This is a genomic window from Maribacter ulvicola (genome assembly GCF_900155985.1).
GTDB classification, from domain to species: domain Bacteria; phylum Bacteroidota; class Bacteroidia; order Flavobacteriales; family Flavobacteriaceae; genus Maribacter; species Maribacter ulvicola.
In genome coordinates this window covers 135,585-159,809 of record NZ_FTMA01000006.1, presented here as the reverse complement: position 1 = coordinate 159,809, position 24,225 = coordinate 135,585, and the positions used below count along the sequence as shown (strand labels likewise).

Annotated in this window: 13 protein-coding genes; all 13 read left to right on the top strand. The window is 35.0% G+C overall.

Annotation, left to right across the window (positions count from 1 at the left end; translation table 11 throughout):
* A complete protein-coding gene (locus BW936_RS15145) occupies positions 1 to 1,800 on the top strand; it encodes a RagB/SusD family nutrient uptake outer membrane protein (RefSeq protein ID WP_084182102.1) in 1,800 nt (599 codons plus the stop codon).
* Positions 1,801 to 2,128: 328 nt separating this feature from the next.
* Positions 2,129 to 4,198 (top strand): alpha-galactosidase, encoded by a 2,070-nt coding sequence (locus BW936_RS15140; protein WP_076549682.1) that lies wholly within the window; start codon positions 2,129 to 2,131, stop codon positions 4,196 to 4,198.
* A gap of 12 nt (positions 4,199 to 4,210) precedes the next feature.
* The gene (locus BW936_RS15135) at positions 4,211 to 6,298 is read left to right on the top strand and encodes a glycoside hydrolase family 172 protein (RefSeq protein ID WP_084182101.1); all 2,088 of its coding nucleotides are present in this window, start codon (positions 4,211 to 4,213) and stop codon (positions 6,296 to 6,298) included.
* A gap of 234 nt (positions 6,299 to 6,532) precedes the next feature.
* On the top strand, positions 6,533 to 7,912 hold the full coding sequence (locus BW936_RS15130) for a DUF4838 domain-containing protein (protein ID WP_076549678.1): 1,380 nt from the start codon (positions 6,533 to 6,535) through the stop codon (positions 7,910 to 7,912).
* Between the two features lie 328 nt (positions 7,913 to 8,240).
* Positions 8,241 to 9,839, top strand: a complete 1,599-nt coding sequence (locus BW936_RS15125) for a beta-N-acetylhexosaminidase (RefSeq protein ID WP_244156240.1) — start codon at positions 8,241 to 8,243, stop codon at positions 9,837 to 9,839.
* An 847-nt stretch (positions 9,840 to 10,686) separates the two neighbouring features.
* The gene (locus BW936_RS15120) at positions 10,687 to 13,008 is read left to right on the top strand and encodes a glycoside hydrolase family 95 protein (RefSeq protein WP_159439030.1); all 2,322 of its coding nucleotides are present in this window, start codon (positions 10,687 to 10,689) and stop codon (positions 13,006 to 13,008) included.
* A gap of 1,348 nt (positions 13,009 to 14,356) precedes the next feature.
* Entirely contained in the window at positions 14,357 to 17,461 is a 3,105-nt protein-coding gene (locus BW936_RS15115) for a SusC/RagA family TonB-linked outer membrane protein (protein ID WP_076549675.1), read from the top strand.
* 17 nt (positions 17,462 to 17,478) lie between these two features.
* Positions 17,479 to 18,921 (top strand): RagB/SusD family nutrient uptake outer membrane protein, encoded by a 1,443-nt coding sequence (locus BW936_RS15110; protein WP_076549673.1) that lies wholly within the window; start codon positions 17,479 to 17,481, stop codon positions 18,919 to 18,921.
* 19 nt (positions 18,922 to 18,940) lie between these two features.
* The gene (locus BW936_RS15105; protein WP_076549671.1) at positions 18,941 to 19,762 is read left to right on the top strand and encodes a PKD domain-containing protein; all 822 of its coding nucleotides are present in this window, start codon (positions 18,941 to 18,943) and stop codon (positions 19,760 to 19,762) included.
* A 162-nt stretch (positions 19,763 to 19,924) separates the two neighbouring features.
* Entirely contained in the window at positions 19,925 to 21,367 is a 1,443-nt protein-coding gene (locus BW936_RS15100; RefSeq protein WP_143744176.1) for a hypothetical protein, read from the top strand.
* Positions 21,368 to 21,370: 3 nt separating this feature from the next.
* Positions 21,371 to 22,282, top strand: coding sequence for a polysaccharide lyase family 7 protein (locus tag BW936_RS15095; RefSeq protein ID WP_076549667.1), 912 nt, complete (start codon positions 21,371 to 21,373; stop codon positions 22,280 to 22,282).
* A 70-nt stretch (positions 22,283 to 22,352) separates the two neighbouring features.
* A complete protein-coding gene (locus BW936_RS15090) occupies positions 22,353 to 23,270 on the top strand; it encodes a polysaccharide lyase family 7 protein (RefSeq protein ID WP_076549665.1) in 918 nt (305 codons plus the stop codon).
* Positions 23,271 to 23,494: 224 nt separating this feature from the next.
* Positions 23,495 to 24,202 (top strand): FadR/GntR family transcriptional regulator, encoded by a 708-nt coding sequence (locus tag BW936_RS15085; protein WP_076549742.1) that lies wholly within the window; start codon positions 23,495 to 23,497, stop codon positions 24,200 to 24,202.
* Positions 24,203 to 24,225 lie beyond the last annotated feature (23 nt).

Here is a 24,225-nt window from a genome sequence, read left to right as displayed (position 1 = left end):
ATGAAAATATATATAAAGACATTAATTTTTACTTTGTTGGTTTTAGGGTCTCTTCTTTTTGTTCAATGTACAGAGGTTCTGGATAAGACAGATTTAGGGAACATTACAGAAGATTTAGTATGGAACGATCCGGTATTGGCAACTTTGAATGTGAATAGATTATACCAAACCGCAAATCCTGGTTGGTCTGCTGGTGCGTCAGCATTATCAGATGATGCTGCTGGTAGAAATAATACCATGTATGGTAGGCTAACAGAGAACTCCAATAGCAGTTATGTAGGTAGATATTCTAACATTAGAGATGCAAATATTATTTTGAATGGTCTTGATTCTGGAACAATTGATGAAGATGATAAAAAACCGCTTAAAGGGCAGGCATTATTTTTTAGGGCTCTTGCATATTGGCGTTTAGTTACCACTTACGGCGGGGTGCCTTTAGTATTGGATAATTTAGGGTTGAATGATGAACTAGAGCTTCCAAGAAGTTCTACTACAGAAACAGTGGCTCAAATTATTGCCGATCTAGATAATGCCGCTGATTTGTTGCCCGATTTTTATGCTAATGAAGATTATGGGCGAATTACAAAAGGTGCCGCTATGGCAATGAAAGGTAGGGTATTATTGCATTTTGCTAGTGAGCATTTTGATCCTGATCAATCAAAAGGTAGGTGGCAGGCCGCCTATGACGCGCTTATTGCGGCAAAAGCTAATTTAGATGCTAATGGAAAAGGACTGAATTCTAGTTATGCGGATTTATGGTTCGATGACAGTAATGGAAACCCAGAGGCCATCTGGACAAGGTTATATAATGGTGACGCTCAGCATTCAAGAGACAAACAGGTTAGGCCTTTTCAACCAGGTATAGGAGGAGGGCGTTCAGATAACGCTACGGTTAGTTTGTTAGATTCATACCCAATGCTAGACGGAAAGAAGATTTCAGATAATACATCGGCATATTCTTATGACCCGGTATTACTTTGGAAAAATAGAGATCCTAGGTTTAGCGCTACGCAAACATGGAACGGGGATCATTACCCCTTAGTGGTAGAATCTCCTTTTCAAACCAACGGGTTTATATGGATGTTCCAAAATGGTATAACTAATACCGAAGCAGATGCAGAAATAACCCTTACTGGTTTTTATAATAGAAAAGCAGTAGATCCAACCATACCTTATAATGAAAATAGTACTACGCAATGGATAGAAATGCGCTATGCGGAACTATTGTTGAATATAGCTGAAGCGGCCAATGAAATTGGTCAAGGTGGAGAAGCTTTAACAATTCTATATGCTATTCGTGACAGAGCAGGTATTGAAAACCTTGATGGACGTTTTGGACTAGATGTAGGCTTGGAAGGAAATACCGATGAAATGAGGGAAGCTATTTTATTGGAAAGACGTATAGAACTTGCTTTTGAAGGTAACCGTTCTAACGATTTAAGAAGACGAAGACTATATGGTACCCTTAATGGAACAGAAAGAATGGGGTATTATATTACAAAAACGAATGCTTTCGATTCATTAACTGGTGGGTCTATTTTAGAAAACCGTAAGTTTTTAGAAACTCAGACAATCACAGGAGATATTGATTTAAACGAACCTGATGTTTATGAAAACTATTTTACTACAGAGGTTTACAGTATTGAAGAAAACTCAGATGTACCTGGGCAAGATGGAACAGATATAAACTATAAAGAAAATTATTACTTTTTTGATATACCGGAAAGTATCCTTAATAGAAATCCAAATTTAGAGCAAACAAAAGGATGGCCTGGGGGAACTTTTGATCCTTTGAAATAAAAAATAATAATAGTAGCGTAGTTAGTTTTAAAAGAGGCTATGTAAAAGTAGCCTCTTTTTACCAATAAATTTATTTCCGTTTATCTGTGTGAAAACAATAATAATGTCATTTAAAATTTAGCTAACAATTGGTGTAATAGTATAGTATAATAGAAGAGTTTATAAAACAATAACTGAATAATATAGAGATACTTATGTTTTAGAATCTAGGGAATCAAATAGATTTAGCAGATTAGTGATATAGATTTATTTGCTGCAAGTAAGAAGATGAAGGTAGCCTAATGTTGCCTTCAAAATATCAATTTTATTTTTGAAACTTATCATAATTATGAACAAACATTTTTCTTTTACCGTAGGCCTCTTGATGATGGTTATCTCTACGGCCTTTTCAAATTCAACGAACTATACCATTGAGAATAATTTTATTAGTAGAAGTATTTCAACTGATGGAAATTTTAGGACAGTAGAAATTGCCAATAAATTAGCAGGAAAAGTTTTGAAACCTAATAATTCTATAGAATTTAAATTACGTATTTCTAAAGGCACTCATATAGAAGGCTCTGATGTAATACTGACGTCAAAAGATTTTTCTTTTAAAAAGGTCATAACTAACTCCTCTAATAAAATGGGTTTTTTATTGAATAATAAAACCCATGGCTTGTGGGTAGAAGTTTTTTATGAATTAGAGAAAGATGACTTTTATATAAAAAAATATCTGGTAATCAAATCAGATAAAGCCGTTACCATTGAAAGAATTGATTTGGAAGTTGTAGGGTTAGAAGATATTTACCAACCTTATAAGATGAAGCAGATTACATCTCAAGGACCTGCTAAATGGCGTCCTGGACTGGGGCAACCTTTATACACTACCAAATCTGCTACCTTTTGGGGTATTGAGTTTCCGGCAGCTTATAATTATGTAATTGAAGGAGAAGGGTATTGTGGTTACCAATGGGGTAAGGAATTAAAAAATGGAGATGCCTATACTACTTACAAAGCCGTTCTAGGTGTAGGTGATAATTCAGAATTTATTCAAGATTCGTTTTTTAATTATATAGATAGAATTAGAATTAGACCTTTAAGACTTCAGGTCCAGTACAATAGTTGGTTTGATTTTGGACAAGGGGTTACCAAGGAAAATTTTGGAAAAAGCGTAGCCAAAATCAATGATGAGTTAGTTGTTAAAAGGAAAGTTGATCCATTAAAGGCATATGTAATTGATGATGGTTGGCAAGATGTACATGCAGACTGGAAGGATAAAACTTGGAAAGTCAACAAGAAATTCAACCCAACGTTTTCTACTAGCATTTCAAATGTTACGGCTGCTAATTCCTCTTTAGGTCTATGGTTAAGTCCGGGATGTTTGTTTGGAGCGCAACCAGCAGCTAAAAATTACAAAGAACAAGGGTTAGAAACATTGGGTAACTGGATGTCAATGGCGGGTCCACAATACATGCAATTGTTAGAGGATAGAATGGTTGAATTTACAAAAGAGGGAATAACTTATTTTAAGCTAGACGGAATATTTGGACATTTAAATACCCGAGAATTTGAATTAAATGGCCAGCAGTATGGAATTCCTTATATGAGCCAATTAGATACAGAAGGATTTACCGCGAACGACATAAGACTGAACGATCCAATATATGATGAACTAAAGAGTTATTATTTAGTGGCAGGCACCGAGCGTTTGATGGAAATTTTTAAAAAACAACATGAAATAAATCCAGAGGTATATGTAGTAATTTCCAATGGTGCTTATTTAAGTCCTTGGTGGTTACAATATATAGATGCCATTTGGATGATTAATGCGGGAGATGCCGCGGGAGGCAGTAACAGAACCGAAGAATTGGTATACAGAGATGGTGTTTATTATGATACGTGGATCACTGAAAAAACGCAATTCCCTATAAATTCGGTATTTAATCATGAACCTAAAAAGACTTCTACAGGAGAAAGTAAAGAGGCTTTTAGCCAATATTTATGGATGAATTTATCTAGAGGGACCGGGTTTATAGAATTATATGTGAAAACAGAAAAATTATCTGATGATGATTGGGATGTATTGGCAGAAGGATTGAAATGGTCACAAGATGTTTTTCCTTATTTTAAAAAATCTCGCATGCATGGTGGTAACCCAAAATCAAATGAAGTATATGGTTATACGGGTTGGAATAAAAATGGAGGCTATATTTCATTTCATAATCCTTCTGAAAAAGTAAAAACATATCAAGTAAAATTGGATAGGACATTGGGTGTTACGTCAAACAAGAGGTATATCATATCTTCTCCGTTGAAGAATGCCAATGAGTGGGTGGAAAAGAAAATAGGTAAAGAAGATATATTGACTGTTGATCTAAAACCCGGTGAAGTTAAAGTTTTGAATTTTAAAAATTAAATAAGCTTAAGAATGAGATTAATATGTAAGTGTTTATGCACAGTGCTATTTTTTGTGATAGGTTGCACACCTGCTGTGGAAGATGAAGAAATATCTATAGGAAGCTTGTTAACAGAAATGGTGGACAGGGATAAGATTACTCAATTTCCGGATCCTTATTACCAATCTTTACAGGCAAGTAGTTATAATAGAACATCGGTCTCTAAAGATGCTCCTGGCTGGTTTGCAGATAGTGATGGTGAATATTTTATTCGTACAGAAGAAATCAATGGTAAAAAAGAATGGGTACTTATGGAAGATGAGGGACCTGGAGTTATTACCAAGATTTGGGCGGTTTGTTTTTATTATGGCTTGGACAATACGCTTGGTGCTAATATAAATATCTATTTAGATGGAAATACAACGCCCGTGATTTCAACAAATTTTTTTGATCTGGTAAAAGGTGAAGATTTTGTGAAAGCTCCTTTTGCAGATTATTCAACCAGGGCAGGTAACCTTTATTTACCCATCCCTTATGCTAAAAGTTGCAAAATTACCATGGATCAGAAAGCTTTCTATAATATTATCAATTATAGAAAATATGCGGAAGGAACCAAGGTAAAAACTTTTACCAAGGAAGATTTTGAACAGGCGAAGCCCATAAGAAAAAAAGTCGCAGAAGCCCTAAGCACTTACAAAGAGCTTAACGGTTTAAGAGATAAAAAAGAAGCTATCTTAAAAACGGGAACAGCTTTAGATTTCAACCTGCCCAAAGGCAATAACGCTATTAAAGAGGTTAGAATTAAGTTCCTGGACACTACCAATATTGCTCAAAAATTAAGGTCTACTATAATTGAAGCAAGTTTTGATGGAGAAAAAACAGTATGGGCCCCTATTGGAGATTTTTTTAATAATGTAGGTAAAATTCAAAGTTATAAGATGTGGGAACGTACTGTAGAAGAAGATGGCACCATGATTTGTCGTTGGGTAATGCCTTATGAAAATAAAGGGAAAATTGGAATAAAAAATTTAGGTAGTGAAGATGTGGCCATAGAAATGGCGTTAATAACAGATCAGCAAGCTTGGACTTCTAATTCTATGCACTTTTATGCTACTTGGCAAATGGATGAACCTACGCCTACTTTTCCATTGTTTGATTTTAATTTTTTGAGTGCTTCGGGAAAAGGAGTGATAGTTGGTGATGAGTGGACCGTGTTAAACCCTATTGAAGGCTGGTGGGGAGAAGGCGATGAAAAAATTTATATAGATGACGATATAGACAAAAAATTTCCATCGCACTTTGGTACCGGAACTGAAGATTATTATGGCTGGGCAGGCGGAAAAGTGCCTACACCGGCAGATGAATTTTCAAAACCTTTTTTAGGTAATATTATCGTGGGCGAGAAATCTAAGGGGTACAATGTTTGTACACGTACACGAGTTTTAGATGCCATACCATTTAAAGAAAGAATACAGTTTGATGTTGAATCATCTTGCGGTAGACGTAGTAAGTCTCACTTTTTGCAATATTCTCAAACTACTTTTTGGTATGCTGTACCCGGAGCAAAACACAATAAACCTCCTTTGCCAGAATATGCATCGTTAAAATTACCTACCGTTGCTGACATTGAAAAAGTGATATCAAAAGCTAAAGAATCTCAGTATAGTGTAGATGGTGCTCTAGAGGCAGAATTATTGCCGATCATCAAAAAGGGCAAAGGTGTTGTATCGGATTTTGCAAAAATTCCTATGTGGGGAGAAATCAGCGCAGGGGAATTAAATAATATTTGGTTTGAGCATACGGGTGATTTTGTAGAGTTAAAAATAACGGAGCAGTTTGAAAAAGCGTCTATCAAACTATGCAGCGCCATTGGCCCCTCCAGCGGTATTTTTGATATTTATATAAACGACATAAAAATAAAAGAACAAGATTTTTATAGCAAACATGAAGGAATTATAAATCCGTATTTGGATTTAGGGGAGTCAAACCCGGTGAACAATGCCTTTGTGATACGTTTTGTATTTAAAGGTACTAATGCTAAAGCAAGACATACCCAGAATAAATACGCTCTTGGATTAGATTTCTTTTTGATAGAGAATAATTTTTTAAATAGAGAATAGAACTAATTTATCGTTTAATATGAAAGATTAGTAGTTCTTGTTTTACTAATGACATCTTTTGGGGTAGTAACGCTAGAATAAGGCGCTAGTCTTTCTACAATAGATTTTTCGAAAATGAAACAATCTATATAGGAAGCAACCAGGAATATCTCTATGACAGGTTAGGATTTTGGATATAGGTGAGCTAAACTTCTTGAAAATATTTTAAACTAAATTTCAAACAATATTCATATAATGATGAAGGCTAAATGGATAATTTATAAAATAGCAGTTATTGTTATGGTACTAGGTTGGGTTCAAGCCTGGGGTCAGGAATATAAAAGTTTAGCAGGGACACATCATATTGTGATAAGCTCTCCCATTAATCAAATTAGTGTTGGAGAAACGATAACTATGAATGCCATATCCAATAAAAAATATACCGACTTTGTTTGGTCTTCGGAATATCCTGGAATTGCTTCAGTTGTAAATGGAAAAGTTATTGGTTTGGACAAAGGAAAGGTTTTAATTACAGCAAAGGCAAAAGGTGACTCTTTTGAAGCTGCTTACCTATTGACCATTACAGGACCGGAAGATCATGAATCATTACCTCTAACAACAGAAGAGTTGTATTACAACAATCCTCAATTTAACAGAGGGGAAAAATATACCAACAAAGGCATTCTTTTATTTCCGGCAGATGTCAATGAAGTACCTAATTGGCCGTCCATAGCCGCTAAATCTGGGTTAAATACCATTGGTATACACCCTGGAGGGGGACATCTTGAAGGGATAATGGAGGGAACCATAAATTGGCTTAAAAGTGATTATGGACAACTTTTTCTTAAAAATTGCAGGCGTTATGGAATAGAGGTCGAATATGAAATCCATGCAATTAAAGAGTTGCTGCCGCGTGAGATGTTCAATAAATACCCAACTATGTTTAGAATGGATAAAAATGGTTTACGACAGCAAGAAGATAACTTCTGTATCCATTCCAAGCAGGCGTTAGAACTTCTTGCCAAAAACGTAGTTGCCTTTGCTAAAATTGCAACTCCTACAACGGGAAGGTATTATTTTTGGATCGATGATGGGAGGCATATGTGCCATCCAGATATAGGCGATATCTATAGTGATAGCGATCAAGCCCTTATGATGGAGAATTACTTATTAAGGGAATTGAGGAAGTTCGATCCCAGGGCGACAATAGCACATTTGACCTATGCAAATACTAGTACTCCGCCTAAAAAAATTAAACCAGATAACGGGGTATTTCTTGAGTTTGTTCCCATTACGCGATCTTATGATATGAGTTATAGAAATCAGTCAGGGGATCGATCAACCCAAGATAATTCTGGCTGGGTATATCTGAAACAAAATTTGGAGATATTTCCGGCCAATACGGCTCAAATACTAGAGTATTGGACTGATGTTTCATTGTTTTCAAATTGGAAAAGACCCTTTAAGGAATTGCCCTGGAAGAAGATAAATAAGGTGTTAGAAGATGATGTTACGTTTTATAGGGAGTTTGGTATTCCAAATTTTACAAGTTTTGGCAATGGTCATGACGAAAATTACCTTAAAAATTATGGATTTAAACATATAGAGGAATACTCCAAAGCTTTACAAGATTAGTTTTTAAATTATTTCTAGACGTCAATTTAAAATCGCCTTTGAAATATTGCATTCAAATTGTTTGGTGATTTTTTGGTATAGAAGATATAAAAGAAGAAAACTATGGTATGGAACAATTGAAGGCGGAAGAAACGCCTAACACACCTTTTTTAGTTTTAAAGAAAAATATAAAGGCTAGTGATTTTCAATTCATTATAAAATTAAAAATAAGTTATGTTTGCAGAAGACACAATTTTATAATGTGAGCCAAATACAATAGAATTTTAATAGTTCAAAATTTTAGATCATGCGTATTCAGATGAAAAATTTAATGTTAAGTTTATTTTTAATGCTCCCTTTAATATTTATTGGGCAGTCTAGTAATGTTCAGGTGATACCACAGCCTAATAACGTGGTAATCAAGAAGGGACAGTATGAGATTGGAACAGATAATTTTACTATATCTGGTGCTTCAGAAGTACAGCCTATTATAGATTATGCCACGGTTGTACTAAAGGAGGATTTTGGCTTTAATGTGAAAAAGGCTGAAAAAGTAAGGAATGGAATTGATGTGGTATTCATCCTCAATAGAAAAAAGTATAATTTAGACGGTAGCTATAGCCTCAATGTGGACAAAAAAGGTGCAAGAATCTTTGCGGGGAGTGAACAAGGATTGTTTTATGGTTTGCAAACACTTAGGCAATCCATCAAAAAGATAGAAGGAAAATGGGTGTTGGACTATATGGAAATAGAAGATGCGCCTCGTTTTGGTTGGCGTGCCTATATGCTAGATGAAGGAAGATATTTTCAAGGAAAAAAGCAAGTCCTAAAACTGTTGGATGAAATGGCTAGATTGAAGATGAATATTTTTCATTGGCACTTGGTTGATGATCAAGGTTGGCGAATTGAAATTAAAAAATATCCTTTGTTAACAAGTATTGGGTCTAAAAGATTATCCACGCAAGTAGGACCCAGAAAATGGCAAAGCCCTATACAATCAGGTGTGCCTCATGAAGGTTACTACACTCATGAAGATATTAGGGAAATTGTTTCCTATGCAGAGGCACGCTTTATAACAGTGGTGCCAGAGATAGAGATGCCTGGTCATGCTTCCGCTGCCATTGCAGCATACCCTTGGTTGGGTTCCACTGGTGAACAAATATCGGTACCTATAAATTTTGGAGTAAGCGAAGACATCTTTAACGTGGCAAACCCAAAAGTTTTTAACTTTCTAACCGATGTTTTGGATGAGGTTATGTCATTGTTCCTTTCTAAAATTATTCACATTGGTGGTGATGAGGCTAAATATGATCATTGGGAAACCTCTGAGGATATTAAAAGATATATGAAAGAAAATGAGTTAAAAACTTTTGCGGATGTTCAAGTGGACTTCACCAATAAAATTTCAAGATATATTGAAGGTAAAGGAAGAAAAATGATGGGTTGGAATGAAATTTTGGGTCAAAATGTGCATGATTATCAATCAGAGAAGGATAATGGGGCTGAAGAGCAATTATCCAAGACTTCCGTTGTCCATTTTTGGAAAGGTGATATTAAACTTATGGAGCAAGCTGCGGCTGAGGGCTATGAAATTGTAAACTCCTTACATACCGAAACTTATTTGGACTATGCTTACAGGGATATTTCATTAAAAAGAGCGTATGATTTCGATCCAATACCAAAAAGCCTTGATAAACAATATCATAACCAAATTATAGGGTTGGGCTGTCAAATGTGGGGAGAATGGATTCCTACCAGTGGTTATATGGATTTTATGACTTTTCCAAGAATTGCCGCCTATGCAGAAGTAGGTTGGACAAATGTGAACCGAAGAGATTTTGAAGGCTTTTTAGCATCGTTATCTCCCTTGTATGATATCTGGAAGGAAAAAGGAATATACAGTGCGCCTATTAATGAAGCTTTACCTGATAGTTTTAAGAAAAAGTGATAATATACCAATGGTGTTACACAAGGTTTAAACCTTTTATGGTGTCTTAAACGAGTAGTTGTTTGATAATAAATAAACTGCCATTGGCTAAGTTCTTCCATAAAATTGCATCGGCTTGGTGATGATTACCAAGTAATTAGTCACTTACCTAAGTTGGTTTTCCTGTGAATTTAGTAATCTTAATAGAACAGAAGGAATAAGGTGTTATATTAAGAAGACGAATGTATGCAATGCATTAACTGTTGGTGCTCTTTTAGAAAATCAGATGTACCTAAGAAAAATGTAGCAGAAATAAACTAAGTTGAGATTATGAAGCCTAGTGGAGACAAAATTAGGGGTGAGATGTACAGAAAAGCTATGGTGGTACAATACTTTAGTACAAAGAAGAAACAAAACAAATGGTCCTAGAAAGGATTTCTCATTAGAAAAAGAACAGAGCGATCTTCAACGCAGATGTTATTCACTTGAAAAGACCAATGGGAAGTGAGTAGGATGGAATAAGGCATCCAATTTTATGGGATATGAAATCTTAACCACTGACAATTGCAGTTAAACCTATGAAATATCATTGACAACCACTTTTAGAATGATGTTTTCTGGCATTAGAATTAAGAAAAACTACTTACTTATTTAAAGAAATAAATGAAGCAAATTAAGTATTGAAAAATGTAAATAGGCTTGTAGGTTAAAAAGTTTGATGTTCTTAATTTGCTAATCCAATAACAAGTACTAATAGGGATAAATAGTTATCCCTTAATTTCTTTCTATGAATAAAAGATTTAGAGTTTTCTGTCAGATATGTTTAGCAGTTTTATTTATGAACTGTAAGTCTAATAAATCTTTATTAATGAATTCGAGTATTGCAAGCGAGAATGCCGATCTAAAACTATGGTATGATAAGGAAGCCAAATCATGGATGCGGGAGGCACTTCCTATTGGCAATGCTTTTATGGGCGCCATGGTATTTGGAGGAGTAGAAAGAGAACATATTCAGTTAAATGAGGAGTCTTTATGGGCAGGAGGTCCAGGGGAATGGGATCAGTATAATGGAGGAAATAGAGAAGGAGCTTATAAACATCTTAATGAGGTAAGAAACCTTTTATCAAAAAGAGAATTTGATAAAGCCCATGCGCTCGCTAGTAAAGAATTATCGGGAAAGATTAAAGGAAGTAAAAATCAGGACCTTTGGGAGGGTTTTGGAGCCTATCAAACTTTTGGTGATCTTTATATAGATGTAGAACACGCTGAAAAAATTAGTGAGTATCGTAGAGAATTGAACATATCAAAAGCCCTTGCGGGTGTGTCATATAAATCAGGTACGGTGAGTCATAAGCGTACTTATTTTGCAAGTTATCCACATAATGCCCTTGTGTTTCAATTTAAGAACAATTCAGAAGAAGGAATTGATTATACCATTAATTTTAAAAGTTTACATGAAAATGTGACCTATAGTAGAGACGGTAATGTTTTGGTTGTAGATGGCGCTGTAGAAAATAATGGTATGGGTTTTGGTGCTAAAATGCTTATAGAAAGTAAGAATGGAAATATAAGTTTTAATGGAAGCACCATCAATATTAAAAAGAGCAATAGCGTGGTGTTGAAATTGGTAATGGGTACTAGTTATTCATCATCCTATCCAGAATATACCGGTAATAATTACAAAGAAAAGAACACGTCTAAATTAGAAGCTATAAAAAATATTTCTTTTGAAAGTTTGAAAAAAGGACACATGGCAGATTATGCCAATCTTTTCAAAAGGGTACGTCTAAACCTTGATGGTGAAGATAAAAACTATTTGCCTACAGATAAAAGATTAAGGCTGTATGCAAGTGGTGAGCGTGATCCAAAGTTAGAATCATTATACTTTCAATATGGTCGTTATTTGTTGATAAGTAGCTCTAGACCAGGAAGTTTACCGGCGAACCTTCAAGGGAAATGGAATGATAAAAACGCGCCGCCTTGGGCTTCGGATTATCATATGAACATTAATTTAGAAATGATTTATTGGCCCGCAGAGGTAACAAATTTAAGTGACTGTCATGAACCGCTGATTAAATATGTAGAAACCTTGATAGCGCCAGGAAAAAAATCTGCATTAGATTTTTTTAATGCTGATGGTTGGGTAGTGAATACTATGAATAACCCTTTTGGCTACACCGCTCCGGGTTGGGGGTTTCCTTGGGGCTTTTTCCCTGGTGGTGCAGGTTGGCTTAGTCAACATGTATGGGCGCATTATGATTTTAATAAAGATGAACGTTACTTAAAAGAGCAAGGGTTTCCCATAATGAAAGAATCAGCGTTGTTCTGGCTCGATTATTTGGTGGAGGATGAAATGGGATATTTGGTTTCTTCGCCTTCCTATTCCCCTGAACATGGAGGAATTTCATCTGGGGCTTCAATGGACCTTCAGATTGTTTGGGATCTATTTACAAACTGCCTAAGAGCGTGTGAAATATTGGATATAAAAGACAATTTTTACAATGAAGTAAAAGAGGCTCGTAGCAAATTGCTACTACCTAAAATAGGAAAATGGGGGCAGCTTCAAGAATGGAAAGAAGATGTGGATGATCCTGAAAGTAAGCATAGGCATATTTCTCATTTATTTGCATTGTATCCTGGACACCAGATATCCTTAGAGAAAACACCGAATTTGGCCAAAGCGGCAAAAGTTTCTTTGGAGGCTAGAGGAGATGAAGGAACGGGATGGTCATTAGGTTGGAAAATTAATTTTTGGGCTAGATTGCACGATGGCAATAGAGCACATAAAATTTTGAAAAGACTGTTAAAACCTACTACTGACGAAGGTTTTGAAATGGTAGTTGGAGGAGGAACTTATGACAATTTGTTATGTGCACATCCACCTTTTCAACTTGATGGAAACATGGGTGGAACCGCCGGTATTGCAGAAATGCTATTGCAGTCTCAATCTGGCGAAATAAATATACTTCCTGCTCTTCCAGATGCATGGCCAACAGGAACGGTAAAAGGTCTGAAAGCTCGTGGAGGTTTTGAGGTCGATATAAACTGGACCCAAGGAAAACTAGAGAAGATCTTATTAAAATCACCCTTTAGCCAATCTGTCAAAATAAGATATAATAATAAAGTAATAGAGTTAGATATGGTGGCAGGTCAAGCTATACGTCTTAATGATAAGCTTGTTAAAAAGTAAGGAAGCTTTGATGCTTTTTAGATTTTGGAATCAGTGTTTTTAACACTTCTACTATATACAGATGTATCAACGATATTTATGCAAAAAATACAATAAAGTAGCGCTATAGTAGATTAGTGTTAGCCGTTTGTTTTGTAAGAATTATGATTTAATTTACCAAAAGAGTATAGGTTGGTTATTCTTAGCAATTAACTTGTAATTACTCAGTGCTTAGTTTTATACCGATCATTAATTGTGATTAAAAATTCTATGTAAATTAGAGAAGACACATAACCTGCATAACCATGCTTAGAAGTTAGTAAAAGGTTAACTATATGCACGTAATTAGTTCATAAAACAATTGGCAGTTAAGTGTTTGTTTACCAGGTATTAAAAAGAATAAAAGATACGTTCCCAATAAGGTTATAGGGTATTAGTATTCTTGGTTTATTGTATGTGTGATAGTTGGTTGTTTAAGATGGTGTTGACATACTGGTTAAAAGCATAATTCACTAACTCTAGTGATTGGGATATACTAAAAATACCATATTGTTTTTTACCAATGCATTTATTTTCTTCTAACTAAGTAGTTGATCATGATTGAAGTTCATTTTCGGCCATTAATAAAATTAGGAATTACCATCATAATTTTAAGAAATTCAGCATATTAAGTAGGACTGAAATAGCACTTATAAAATGATATAACACCTGTTGTTGCAGTAAATCTGCGAGCTAAACGTAAATGTTTTGAATTAATTTATGTTAAAAATTATAGGCTTGTACAAATTAGAGTTTAACATTATCTGCATTCATTGAATAACAAAAACTAAGTGCTCCCGACAGGTTAAAGCATAGTAATCATTACGGTTCTAAAGAGAATAAGGTTTTTTAAAACTTCAGATTAGGAGACTGTCAAATATGTAATTTTTAAGGAGTTAAATATATTTAATCGTAAAAAAGCACATTGCAAATGCACAATGTTATTTTTTTTAACAATATAATAACATATATTTGGTAAACCAGTTTGACGAACCAATTTGGTAAACCAGTTAGGATTTTAAAAAAAAGAACCTTTATAAATGATTAAAAAATGACGTGAAACCTTAAAAAAAATTGCTTAAAAAAAAGGACGGGTGCTCGCCCATCCTTTTATTAAAAAATTACTTCATTTCGAAGGGAAGTAATACACAAACATGTAAATATTACTATAAACACATTTCCTTGTAAAAATAGGAATTTTCATTGATTTAAAATGAAGATCTGTGTTTAAGTAATTTGAAGATTATAATGCGAGATATGTTATCGCATTTTAAGTAGATCAAAAAGATGGCAAAGGCCAATTCAATAGAACTAACTTAATATAACACAGATGAATTTTAAATTGAAATTTTTTATGATTGCAATGTTGCTGGTCAACATTCAATTATTTGCACAAGACACCTATGATCTATCAGGTACGGTAGTAGATGCAAACAATGTGCCAATACCTGGCGCAAATATCGTTGTAGCAAATACAACGAGAGGAACCCAAAGTGATTTTGACGGAAATTTTACCATTCAAGTAACCAGTGGTGACATTTTGCGTTTTTCTTATATAGGATATACTACTGAAACAGTGGCTATTGTTTCTCAGAAAATAGTTAGTGTTACCTTAATTGAAGATGCTAGTCAACTAGATGAGGTTGTGGTTGTAGGTTATGGTACTCAGAAAAAATCTACCATTACCGGTTCCATTTCTAAAGTAACTAATGAGACCTTAGATCAAATTGCAGTATCTAGAGTTGATGATGCATTAATTGGTCAGGTTTCAGGGGTTAACATTCAGGCTACCAATGCTGAGGCTGGTGGTGCACCCACGATTACTATTAGAGGTATTGGGTCTGTAACAGCGGATTCTGGTCCGGCATTAGTGATAGACGGGGTTGTGGTGAGTTCAGAGTTTCTTGGTAACCTTGATATGAATGATGTAGCATCTTTTGAAGTTTTAAAAGATGCTGCTTCTGCCGCTATATATGGTAGTGAAGGTTCTAACGGTGTAATTTTAATTACTACAAAAAGTGGTAAGGCGGGGAAAACTAAATTTAGCTACCAAACGTACACCGGTATAAAAAGTGCCCATGGTAGTGATGATTATAGAAAAAGTGTATCTGAGTGGGCTAAAATAGAACAAGCTGCAACGGGTATTCTTTCAAATGAAACCCAATATGCGCAATTGTTAGTGCAAGCTACGGGTGTTGATAGAGATTGGCAAGACGTTTTCTTTGATGGTGGTGCCATAACTAGCCATTCCCTGTCTGCAAGAGGCGGTTCTGAAGATACTAAGTTCAGTACATCTTTAAGATATCTTCATGATGAAGGCGTTGTTATTACAGATGATTATAAGTTGTTTTCAGCGAACATGAAAGTTGATTCAAAAATTGGAGAAAGGGCAAGATTTGGTATTAGGGCAACACCGTCTTATACAAAGCAAAGAAGACTACCGACTTCTATTCATAATCCTACACGTCAATCTCCTTGGTTACCTATTTATCACACAGAAGAATCACTTCAGTTCATAAATAGAGATAATTATCCAAATGTTGGAGTAGGGGATTATTTTTTTGAAAACCATTTAGTGGAATTAGATATTAACGGAGACGGTAGTGATAGTAGACCTCGTACATCTGGTGATTCTAACCCATACGCTCAGTATGTTGAAAGAGAGCATTTTGAGTATAACACCAAATTATTTGGGTCTACATACTTAAGCTATGAGCTTTTAGATGGCCTAACAGCTAAAACGCAATTAGGTGTTACTCTAGAGCAAAGAAAGAGAACTAGATATGACGGTACAAAACATCATGCAAGTGGAAATTCAAGAGCATCATATTATTTAGGGAATAGATTTAGAACTAGAATTATTTCTGATAATACTTTAAACTATACAAAAACATTTGGTGATGATCATGATTTAAACTTGTTATTAGGAGCAACTATTCAGAAAAGAAAATCAGAAGAAAGTATTACTACAGGTAGTGGGTTTTCTAATGATTTACTTAAAAACTTTCAAGGGGCAACGCTGGTTGATCTTCCAACGGAGACGAACACAGAACTTAAAAAGTTAGGTTACTTTGCAAGGGTCAACTACGCATATAAAGGAAAATACCTAGTAAATGCTTCTTTTAGGCGTGATGGTAGTTCTGTATTTGGTATAGATTCAAAGTGGGGTAACTTCCCTGCGGTATCATTAGGTTGGAACGTTGCTAAAGAAAATTTCTTGCTGAATAGCGATGTGGTTAATACCTTGAAATTTAGAGCTAGTTATGGCCTTACGGGTGCTGAGAACTTTAATGTAGGCGATGCTATTGTAAATGCTTGGCCTTATCTGGCATTGTTACAAAATTCCAATTCTATTGATGAGGGTAGTATTGCAGCGGGTGTATCTCCATTAAACATAGCTAATACATTGTTACAATGGGAAGCTTCTAAAGAGTTTACGGTTGGTTTAGACTACGGTTTTTTCAATAATAGAATTTCTGGTTCTATTGATTACTATGAAAGAACAAGTGATGAATTATTATTGAACAACCCTGTTTCTTACATTTCAGGCTTTAATAGCGGTATCGTGAATTTAGGTGAAGTTCAAAATAAAGGTGTTGAACTTGAATTAAGAACGAGAAACGTATCTAATGAAAACTTTTCTTGGAATTCTACTTTAATTGCATCTACCAATAAAAATGAATTGTTAAGTTTTGGTGATTCTAACAACGCGCTTATTGAAGATACCTATGGAAGAAACTCTCAATGGATCAACAGAATTGGAGAGCCAATATCATCTTTTTGGGGTTATGTTGTTGATGAAGAAGCTTTTGATGAAACTTCGTTTAGAACAACATATGTTGATAGTCCTTGGAACAGAATTAATGGTCAGTCTGATGATACTATTGTTAAAGATTTAAATGGCGATGGTTTAATTACAGAAGAGGATAAAACGATCTTGGGTAGTCCTTATCCAGATTTGGTTTACAGTTTTACCAACGAATTTAAATTTGGGAATGTTGATTTTTCATTTATGGTTCAAGGTAGCCTAGGTGCACAGGTCAATAATATTGGTGATCAATACTTCTACAATTGGTTTGGTAATAGAACTAGAAGTGGAGGTGAGTTAGAGGCCGTTGCTAATGGTCTTGTGTCTGATGTCTCTTTTATTCAAGAAAAGGTATTAACAAGTGATGTTATTGCCAGCGCAGATTATTTCTCTTTACGTAATATTAATCTTGGTTATAATTTTTCTAATGACGTTACAGAGCGTATTGGTATAAGTGGTTTAAGGGTTTATGCTACTGCCCAAAACTTGTTGTATATCACAGCAGATGATTACCATGGTTTTAACCCAGAACATATAGATGGTAGCAACCCAAGAGCCTATGGTTCTCAAAGGGCAGGTACGCCTATATTTAGAACAGTGACAATTGGTCTTAACGTTGACTTTTAATCTAAAAAAAATAAACGATGAAACATATAAAATATTTAATTTTTGCTGTAACGATGTCTGTTATTGTTTCCTGTGATACAGAGGAGTTTTTAAATCCATTACCAGATACGGCAGTTGCTGTAGACGGCTTCTTTCAATCTGATGCAGATGTATTGTCAGGAATATATGGAATTTACGATGCTTTACAAGGTGTAAATAGCAATACACAATCCAATATTGGTAATTTCAATAGAGGTGTTCAGTTTGAGCATTTATTGACAGAGCACCGTACGGATAATACACGAAATGCAACACTTGAAGGTTCTAAGGCTGATTTTCATAGATACGTAGTAAATGCTAATAATGTAGAATCTGAGGATTATTATGCTTCAATGTATGAAGTAATTTTTAGAGCTAACAATATCTTGGATTTTATTGATATAGCAGATGAAGGTAATCAAGCTAAGTATACTGCTGAAGCTAAATTTTTAAGAGCTTATGCTTATTTTAAGTTAGTAAGAATGTTCGGTGCAGTGCCTTTAGTTACTGCAACCGTAGGTCCTACTGAGAATGAAGCATTATTTACAAGAATTCCAGAAGCTCAGGTCTATGATCAAATTATAGCAGATTTACAGGAAGCTGCAAGTATGTTGGATAATTCTTCTAAATCTAGAGCATCCAAGGCTGCGGCACAGGGAGTTTTGGCTAAAGTTTACTTGTCCCTTGCTTCTCCAGATTACGCTGCCGCACAGCAGTTATGCGAGTCTATCGTCAATAGTGGAGATTTCGGATTAGAAAGTGATTTTCATGATGTCTTTTATAATGAATTGAATAACGAGATCATTTTTGCCATTCAATACGAAACGGGTAATAGTGCAGAGAGTCAGAGTTTTTCGTCAGAATTTACTTCCTCAACACGTGCAGGTTCAGAAGATGGTCAAAATATTGTAAATGAAAATTTGGTATTAGATTTTGCCGCATATGGAGGAAACAGAACAGCAGAATCATATGTCACTTTTGGTACATCAAACGAAGTAATTAAATTTTTACCTGAGGGTTCAGATATTACAACTACACCACCTTCTTATGGTCCTAGTGCGCGTGATGCAGGGAACGATTACATCGCCTTGCGTTATGCCGATGTTCTTTTAATGCATGTTGAGGCTATAATGGCAGGTTCTGCTTCTACATCCAATGCTGCGGCACTTGCTTCTTTTCAAGCGGTTAGGGATAGAGCTGGTTTGCCGGCAACTGTTTCTACAATCACTAAAGAAAATCTCTTGGTAGAAAGAAGAGTAGAATTGGCTTTTGAGAATCAACGGTGGTTCGATCTACTCAGATTCGGTGTAGCCGAAGCTGTCTTAAGTTCACATTCAGCAGAAATGGGTTACGTATTTGATGCTAGAAAATTATTGTTGCCTATTCCAGCAAGAGAAATAAATATAAGCGACGGACTTTTAACACAAAACCCAGGCTATTAAATTTTAAAACTTTTAAACTATGAAAATTAAACAAAATATTTTCCGAAAAACAACCTGGTTGCTCTTTAGTGTAATGATTGTAAGTCCTTTTGTTGGTTGTGTTGGTTCAGATACTTTTAGAGATGAATTGCCAGACGCTAATTCTAAGGCAGACACTGTTTTTCCAGTTGCTAATTTTGACTATACCGCAGATCAAGATGATTTTACTATTATAAATTTTACGGATCTTTCAACAGAAGCATCTTCCTATTTGTGGGATTTTGGTGGCGGGGAAACATCTACAGATCGTGATCCTACATTTCAATTTACAGGAGAAGGTACATTTCCCGTTACTTTAGTTTCAAGTGATGGTAACGGCGTTACTTCTACGGTTACGTTAGATGTGGTAGTTGTAGATGAATTAGTTGCAGCTTTTCAATGTCCAGATTTCTTATGTAGTCCTAGAACGCCTTGGGCCGGGGTAGATAGAGGAACTACAAGTTCTTACTCTGCAAGTTCTTCGCCGACCCCGCCAGAAGGTAACGGTGCAGCAAAGTTAAGTAGTAGTTCTAACTTTCTTGATCAAAGTATTCGTGTAGTTGCTGGTGCAACATATGAGGTAACTTTTTGGTATGTAAGTAAAACAACAGGTAGTTCCGCTGGTACGCTCTTAATTGAAGATGCAGATACAGGAGATGATTTTCTTAATCAAGAAATACCATTAACGGATCAAGCTTCGTCATACGTTCAAACATCATTTTCGTTTACAACAGGTGATGAAACCGAGAACATGAGATTTAATATTGAATATGCAGGTACAGAGTGTAGATTTTCTAAAATCAGTATCGATAGATTGAATTAATGAAAACTCTTGAAAAAGTAATTTAAAAATATTGTTACAGTTTATGGTAGCTTCATTTTTAGATTGCCCCTTAAGAATATCATGTATTTTCTTAAACAAAAGAGCTGAATTCCTCAGGTGTTTAAGGAGCATCTAACAAAAAAAAATAAAAAATATAATATTATGAGTTTAATAAAAAAAGGAATAAGTGCCCTTTTGATAACTGGTCTGATCATATCATGTGATGATGATGGTTATGAGCCAATTGAGCCAGCGGATTCTTCCGGAGGTTCAATAGGAAGCGTATTTTCAAGTTTTGATATATCAACTAGTGGCGATGGAACTATTGTTACCGTAAAACCATTAACGGTTGGTGTAGATTCATACGTAATTGATTTTGGCGATGGTAGTACTCCGTTAACGGCATTGCAAGGAGAATCTGTTACATATGACTATTCTAATATAGAAGCCTCGGCAGATTATACCATAATCGTAACTACTAAAGCATCTGGGCAAAGTGATTTAACTAAAACTGAAGATCTTACGGTAGAGCATACTGTGCAATCCATAGACAATGCACCTGCGTCGCCAGAGGTAAAAAGATATAATTTATTAAATATTTATACAGATGCAAGTGCTGTAGGTGCAGCTGGTACAGGCGGTAAGGCTATTCTTTTAGATTCAGGAAACAATCTATTGGAATTTTCTAGAATACACAGTGATGTAGGTGAATTTGCTTTAAGTGATGAAGTGGTTGCGGCAGATGCATTCTATAGAGGTGTAGGCTCTAATGATATTCATTTTGATGTGTATTCTGAGTTTGCAACTGGTATAGATAAGTTAAAAATAACGTTGGTAGATAGCACAAATGGTACTAGTCATGTAATTGATGATTTAGATTTAAAAGATGGTGAATGGACTGGGTTTGATTTTGATTTGGCTACAGATTTTTCATCACCAGTAACACAATTTGAAACTATACTTTTTGAATTAGGCACTACCGGTACGGCAAATGATCATGCAACAATTACCGTTGACAATATGTATATGTCAAGAATGACCGGTGCAACCATATTGAACGGTGACTTTGAAGATGGTCAAGATTTCTGGAAATGGACTACGTTTACAGATGGGAACACTAATCCTTTTGGATCAAGTTCCGATGGGTCAAATACAGATTATGATGGTGAAAATACAGGTAGTAAGACTAGAGGAGCAAAATGGTCTTCAAGTCAATCTGGTGGAGATTTAAGAACTTCTAGTTCTAGGTATGCTTATCAAGAACTTAATTTGGTTCCTGGTGCAAATTATATTTTAGAATATCAATATGCTATAAAAGATGATAACGGTATAGATCCAATAGGAGGTAGAAAGGTTGTAGGTTTAATTCTTGATGGTCAGTATGATGACGGCGCAGATGCTGTTGATAGTATTGGTGATAATTTAGGATTTAATGAAGGGTTTGTAGCAGAAGGTAAATTTTCGGATACCACAGATGGAGCTGGTACTTTGGTGCAAATTCCATTTACGGCAAATGATAGTGGTGAAGTAGCTATAATGTTTTATGCCGTTACTCCTAAAGATGCTTACATAGATAATGTGAAGGTTTTACCACTAATTCCATAATTTATGATAAGTAACCGAAAAGGAATATTAATAGGTATAGTATTACTGTTCTTATCTGTAAACGCTACTTCTCAGGAAAAGAAAAGTAGCGTTTCAGAATCGGGTTTAAAAACTAATAAATCCAAGAAAAGAAAAAAGAAAGTAAAGCTTCCGGAAATTGATTTAAGTAATTGGAAAGTAACTATACCAGCAGGAAGTGGGAAAGGAGGGGCAATTAGTGTAGCGCTGCCAGAAATTTTGGATTACGCTACAAATGAAACTTTAAAGCCTTATATGTACAATGATTCAACAAAAGGAGCTATTTCATTTTATGCATATCCTACCGCCGCAACTACTGCTAATACAAAATATTCTAGGTCAGAATTAAGGGAACAAATGGTTCCGGGAAATGACAATGTTAATTGGACATTTAAACAGGGGGGAACATTAAAAGCAAAACTTTCAGTTGATGAGGTTTCTAGAGATAAGAAGGGTAAGTATCATAAAGTAATCATTCTACAGATTCATGGCAGATTGACTAATGATCAAAAAGATTTAATACAACAAAAAGACAATAATGCACCGCCGGTATTAAAAATATATTGGCAGAATGGTAAAATTAGAGTCAAAACAAAAAAACTAAAATATGCTAATGTAAGTGCAATAGGTATATTACATGAAGAGGCTTGGACAGATGACGATGGATTCAATTTTGAACAAGAAGTAGGCTTCGGTAAGTTTCAAATTGAAATAAAGGTTACTGATGGCAAAATGGTGGTCTCGTTAAATAAAACAGAGTTTGCCGTTTACGATGATTTTAATATGAAAAGGTGGGGTGTTTATGAAAATTACTTTAAGGCGGGCAACTATTTTCAAAGTAGAGATGAAGGTTCATTTGCTAAAGTCAGTTTTTATGAACTTCAAGTGAAGCATTAATAAGAATTTTATGATTTTAAATAATAGTTCAAGATATAGTAAGCTAACAATTGCAAGACACTGTTTAATAATGATAGGGGTATTTATTTTTTTAAGCTGTAGTGATGATGTGACAGTAGTTGAAGAAGAGATGGTTCTGGAAGTGGAAATTGTTGAGGAAGAGATAGAAGAAACAACCGAGCCAGAAGAGGAAGTGGTTGTTGAAGAAGAACAAATAGAAGGAGTAGATTTCTTTTTGCCGAATATAGATTTAAGCAATTGGAAGGTTACATTGCCAATTGGTAGTCCAGATGAAGTAGAGCCGCCAGAGATTTTAGATTATGCAATAAATGAAAGGTTGATACCTTATATGTATAATGATTCTACAGATGGTTCTTTGGTATTTTATACAACCCCAGGTTCGTCTACAGCCAATTCTTCCTATTCAAGAACAGAGCTAAGAGAGCAAATGGTTCCTGGTAGTAACAATACAAATTGGACATTTGCGGAAGGGGGGCGTATGATGGGGACATTGTCCGTACCGGAAATTTCAACAGATGCTAGTGGAAATTTTCATAGAACTTTGGTCATGCAAATTCATGGTAGGTTAACAAATGATCAAAGAGATTTAATTGGAGAGGATGATAACAATGCTCCTCCTATGTTGAAAATATACTGGCAGAAAGGAAAAGTAAGGGTACTTACCAAAAAACTTAAAGACCTTAATGCTACAGACGAAGAAATTTTACATACAGATGCCTGGGAAGATAATGAAGGGCATACGTTTTCTGAAGATATAGGAATACACACATTTAACCTAGAGATTATAGCCTCAGACGGAAGGTTGGAAATTATCTTAAACGAAAATGAGTCTGTGGTTTATGAAGATATCCATATGCAAAAGTGGAGTGTGTTTGAAAATTATTTTAAAGCGGGCAACTATTTACAAACCTTAGATGCGGGTGCGTCTGCTAAAGTTAAATATTACGATTTAGAAGTCACTCATTAGTGATACATGATTAATATATCTAGTATAAATAAGAAAGTTGTTTGAGTAAGGTTTGTTGAAATGAGTTTACCGGTCTTTTTTAAGACTGGTAAATTTCATTAACCAGAATTGTTTTACAGAACGTCATTATTGTTGGTTGTAAAACTTCTTATTTTTACAAGTTGTTAAAAACAGTTTTAGGTTGGCGAATTTGGAAATCAATTTTCCTTTAAAGCAAGATGTATATGAAATTAGAAATCCTCACAAGGACAGAAAATCAAAAAGCACAGAATGAAATTATAGAACAGTTAAGGGATTTAATGAATAATAAAAATCTTGAACCTGGAGATAAATTGCCGTCAGAAAGAACGCTATCAGATAAATTTGGAGTAAGTCGGAGCAATGTTAGAGAGGCAATACAAAAATTAGAATTTTATGGAATTTTAATCTCAAAGCCTCAAAGTGGAACATTTGTAGCGGATATTGGTCAAGTAGCCATGAACGGAATGGTGAACGATATTCTAAGATTAGATGATCCAGATTTTAAGTCTTTAGTAGAAACAAGAATTTTGTTAGAACTTAAAACTGTAAGGCTTGCAGCCAGAAGAAGAACAGATGATGATTTAAAATTAATGAAAAGTGCATTAGACGCCTATCGTGAAAAGGTGGAGAATGGTAAAGATGCGGTACAAGAAGATTTGCTGTTTCATCTGGCAATTGCCAGAGCCAGCGGTAATAGCACAATGAATACATTTATGTTGATCATTACGCCAGAAATACTTACAAATTTTGAGAAGTACCACATATGTGACAAAAATATGGCATTTAGAGGTATAGAAGAGCATCAGGATATTTTTGAGGCTATCAAGAAGCAGGATCCGCAATTGGCAAAAGCAAAAATGAAAGTACATTTTAAAAATCTATATCAGTATTGCTATAATATTTTAATATAGAGCTGTAATAAAGTAGGATATAA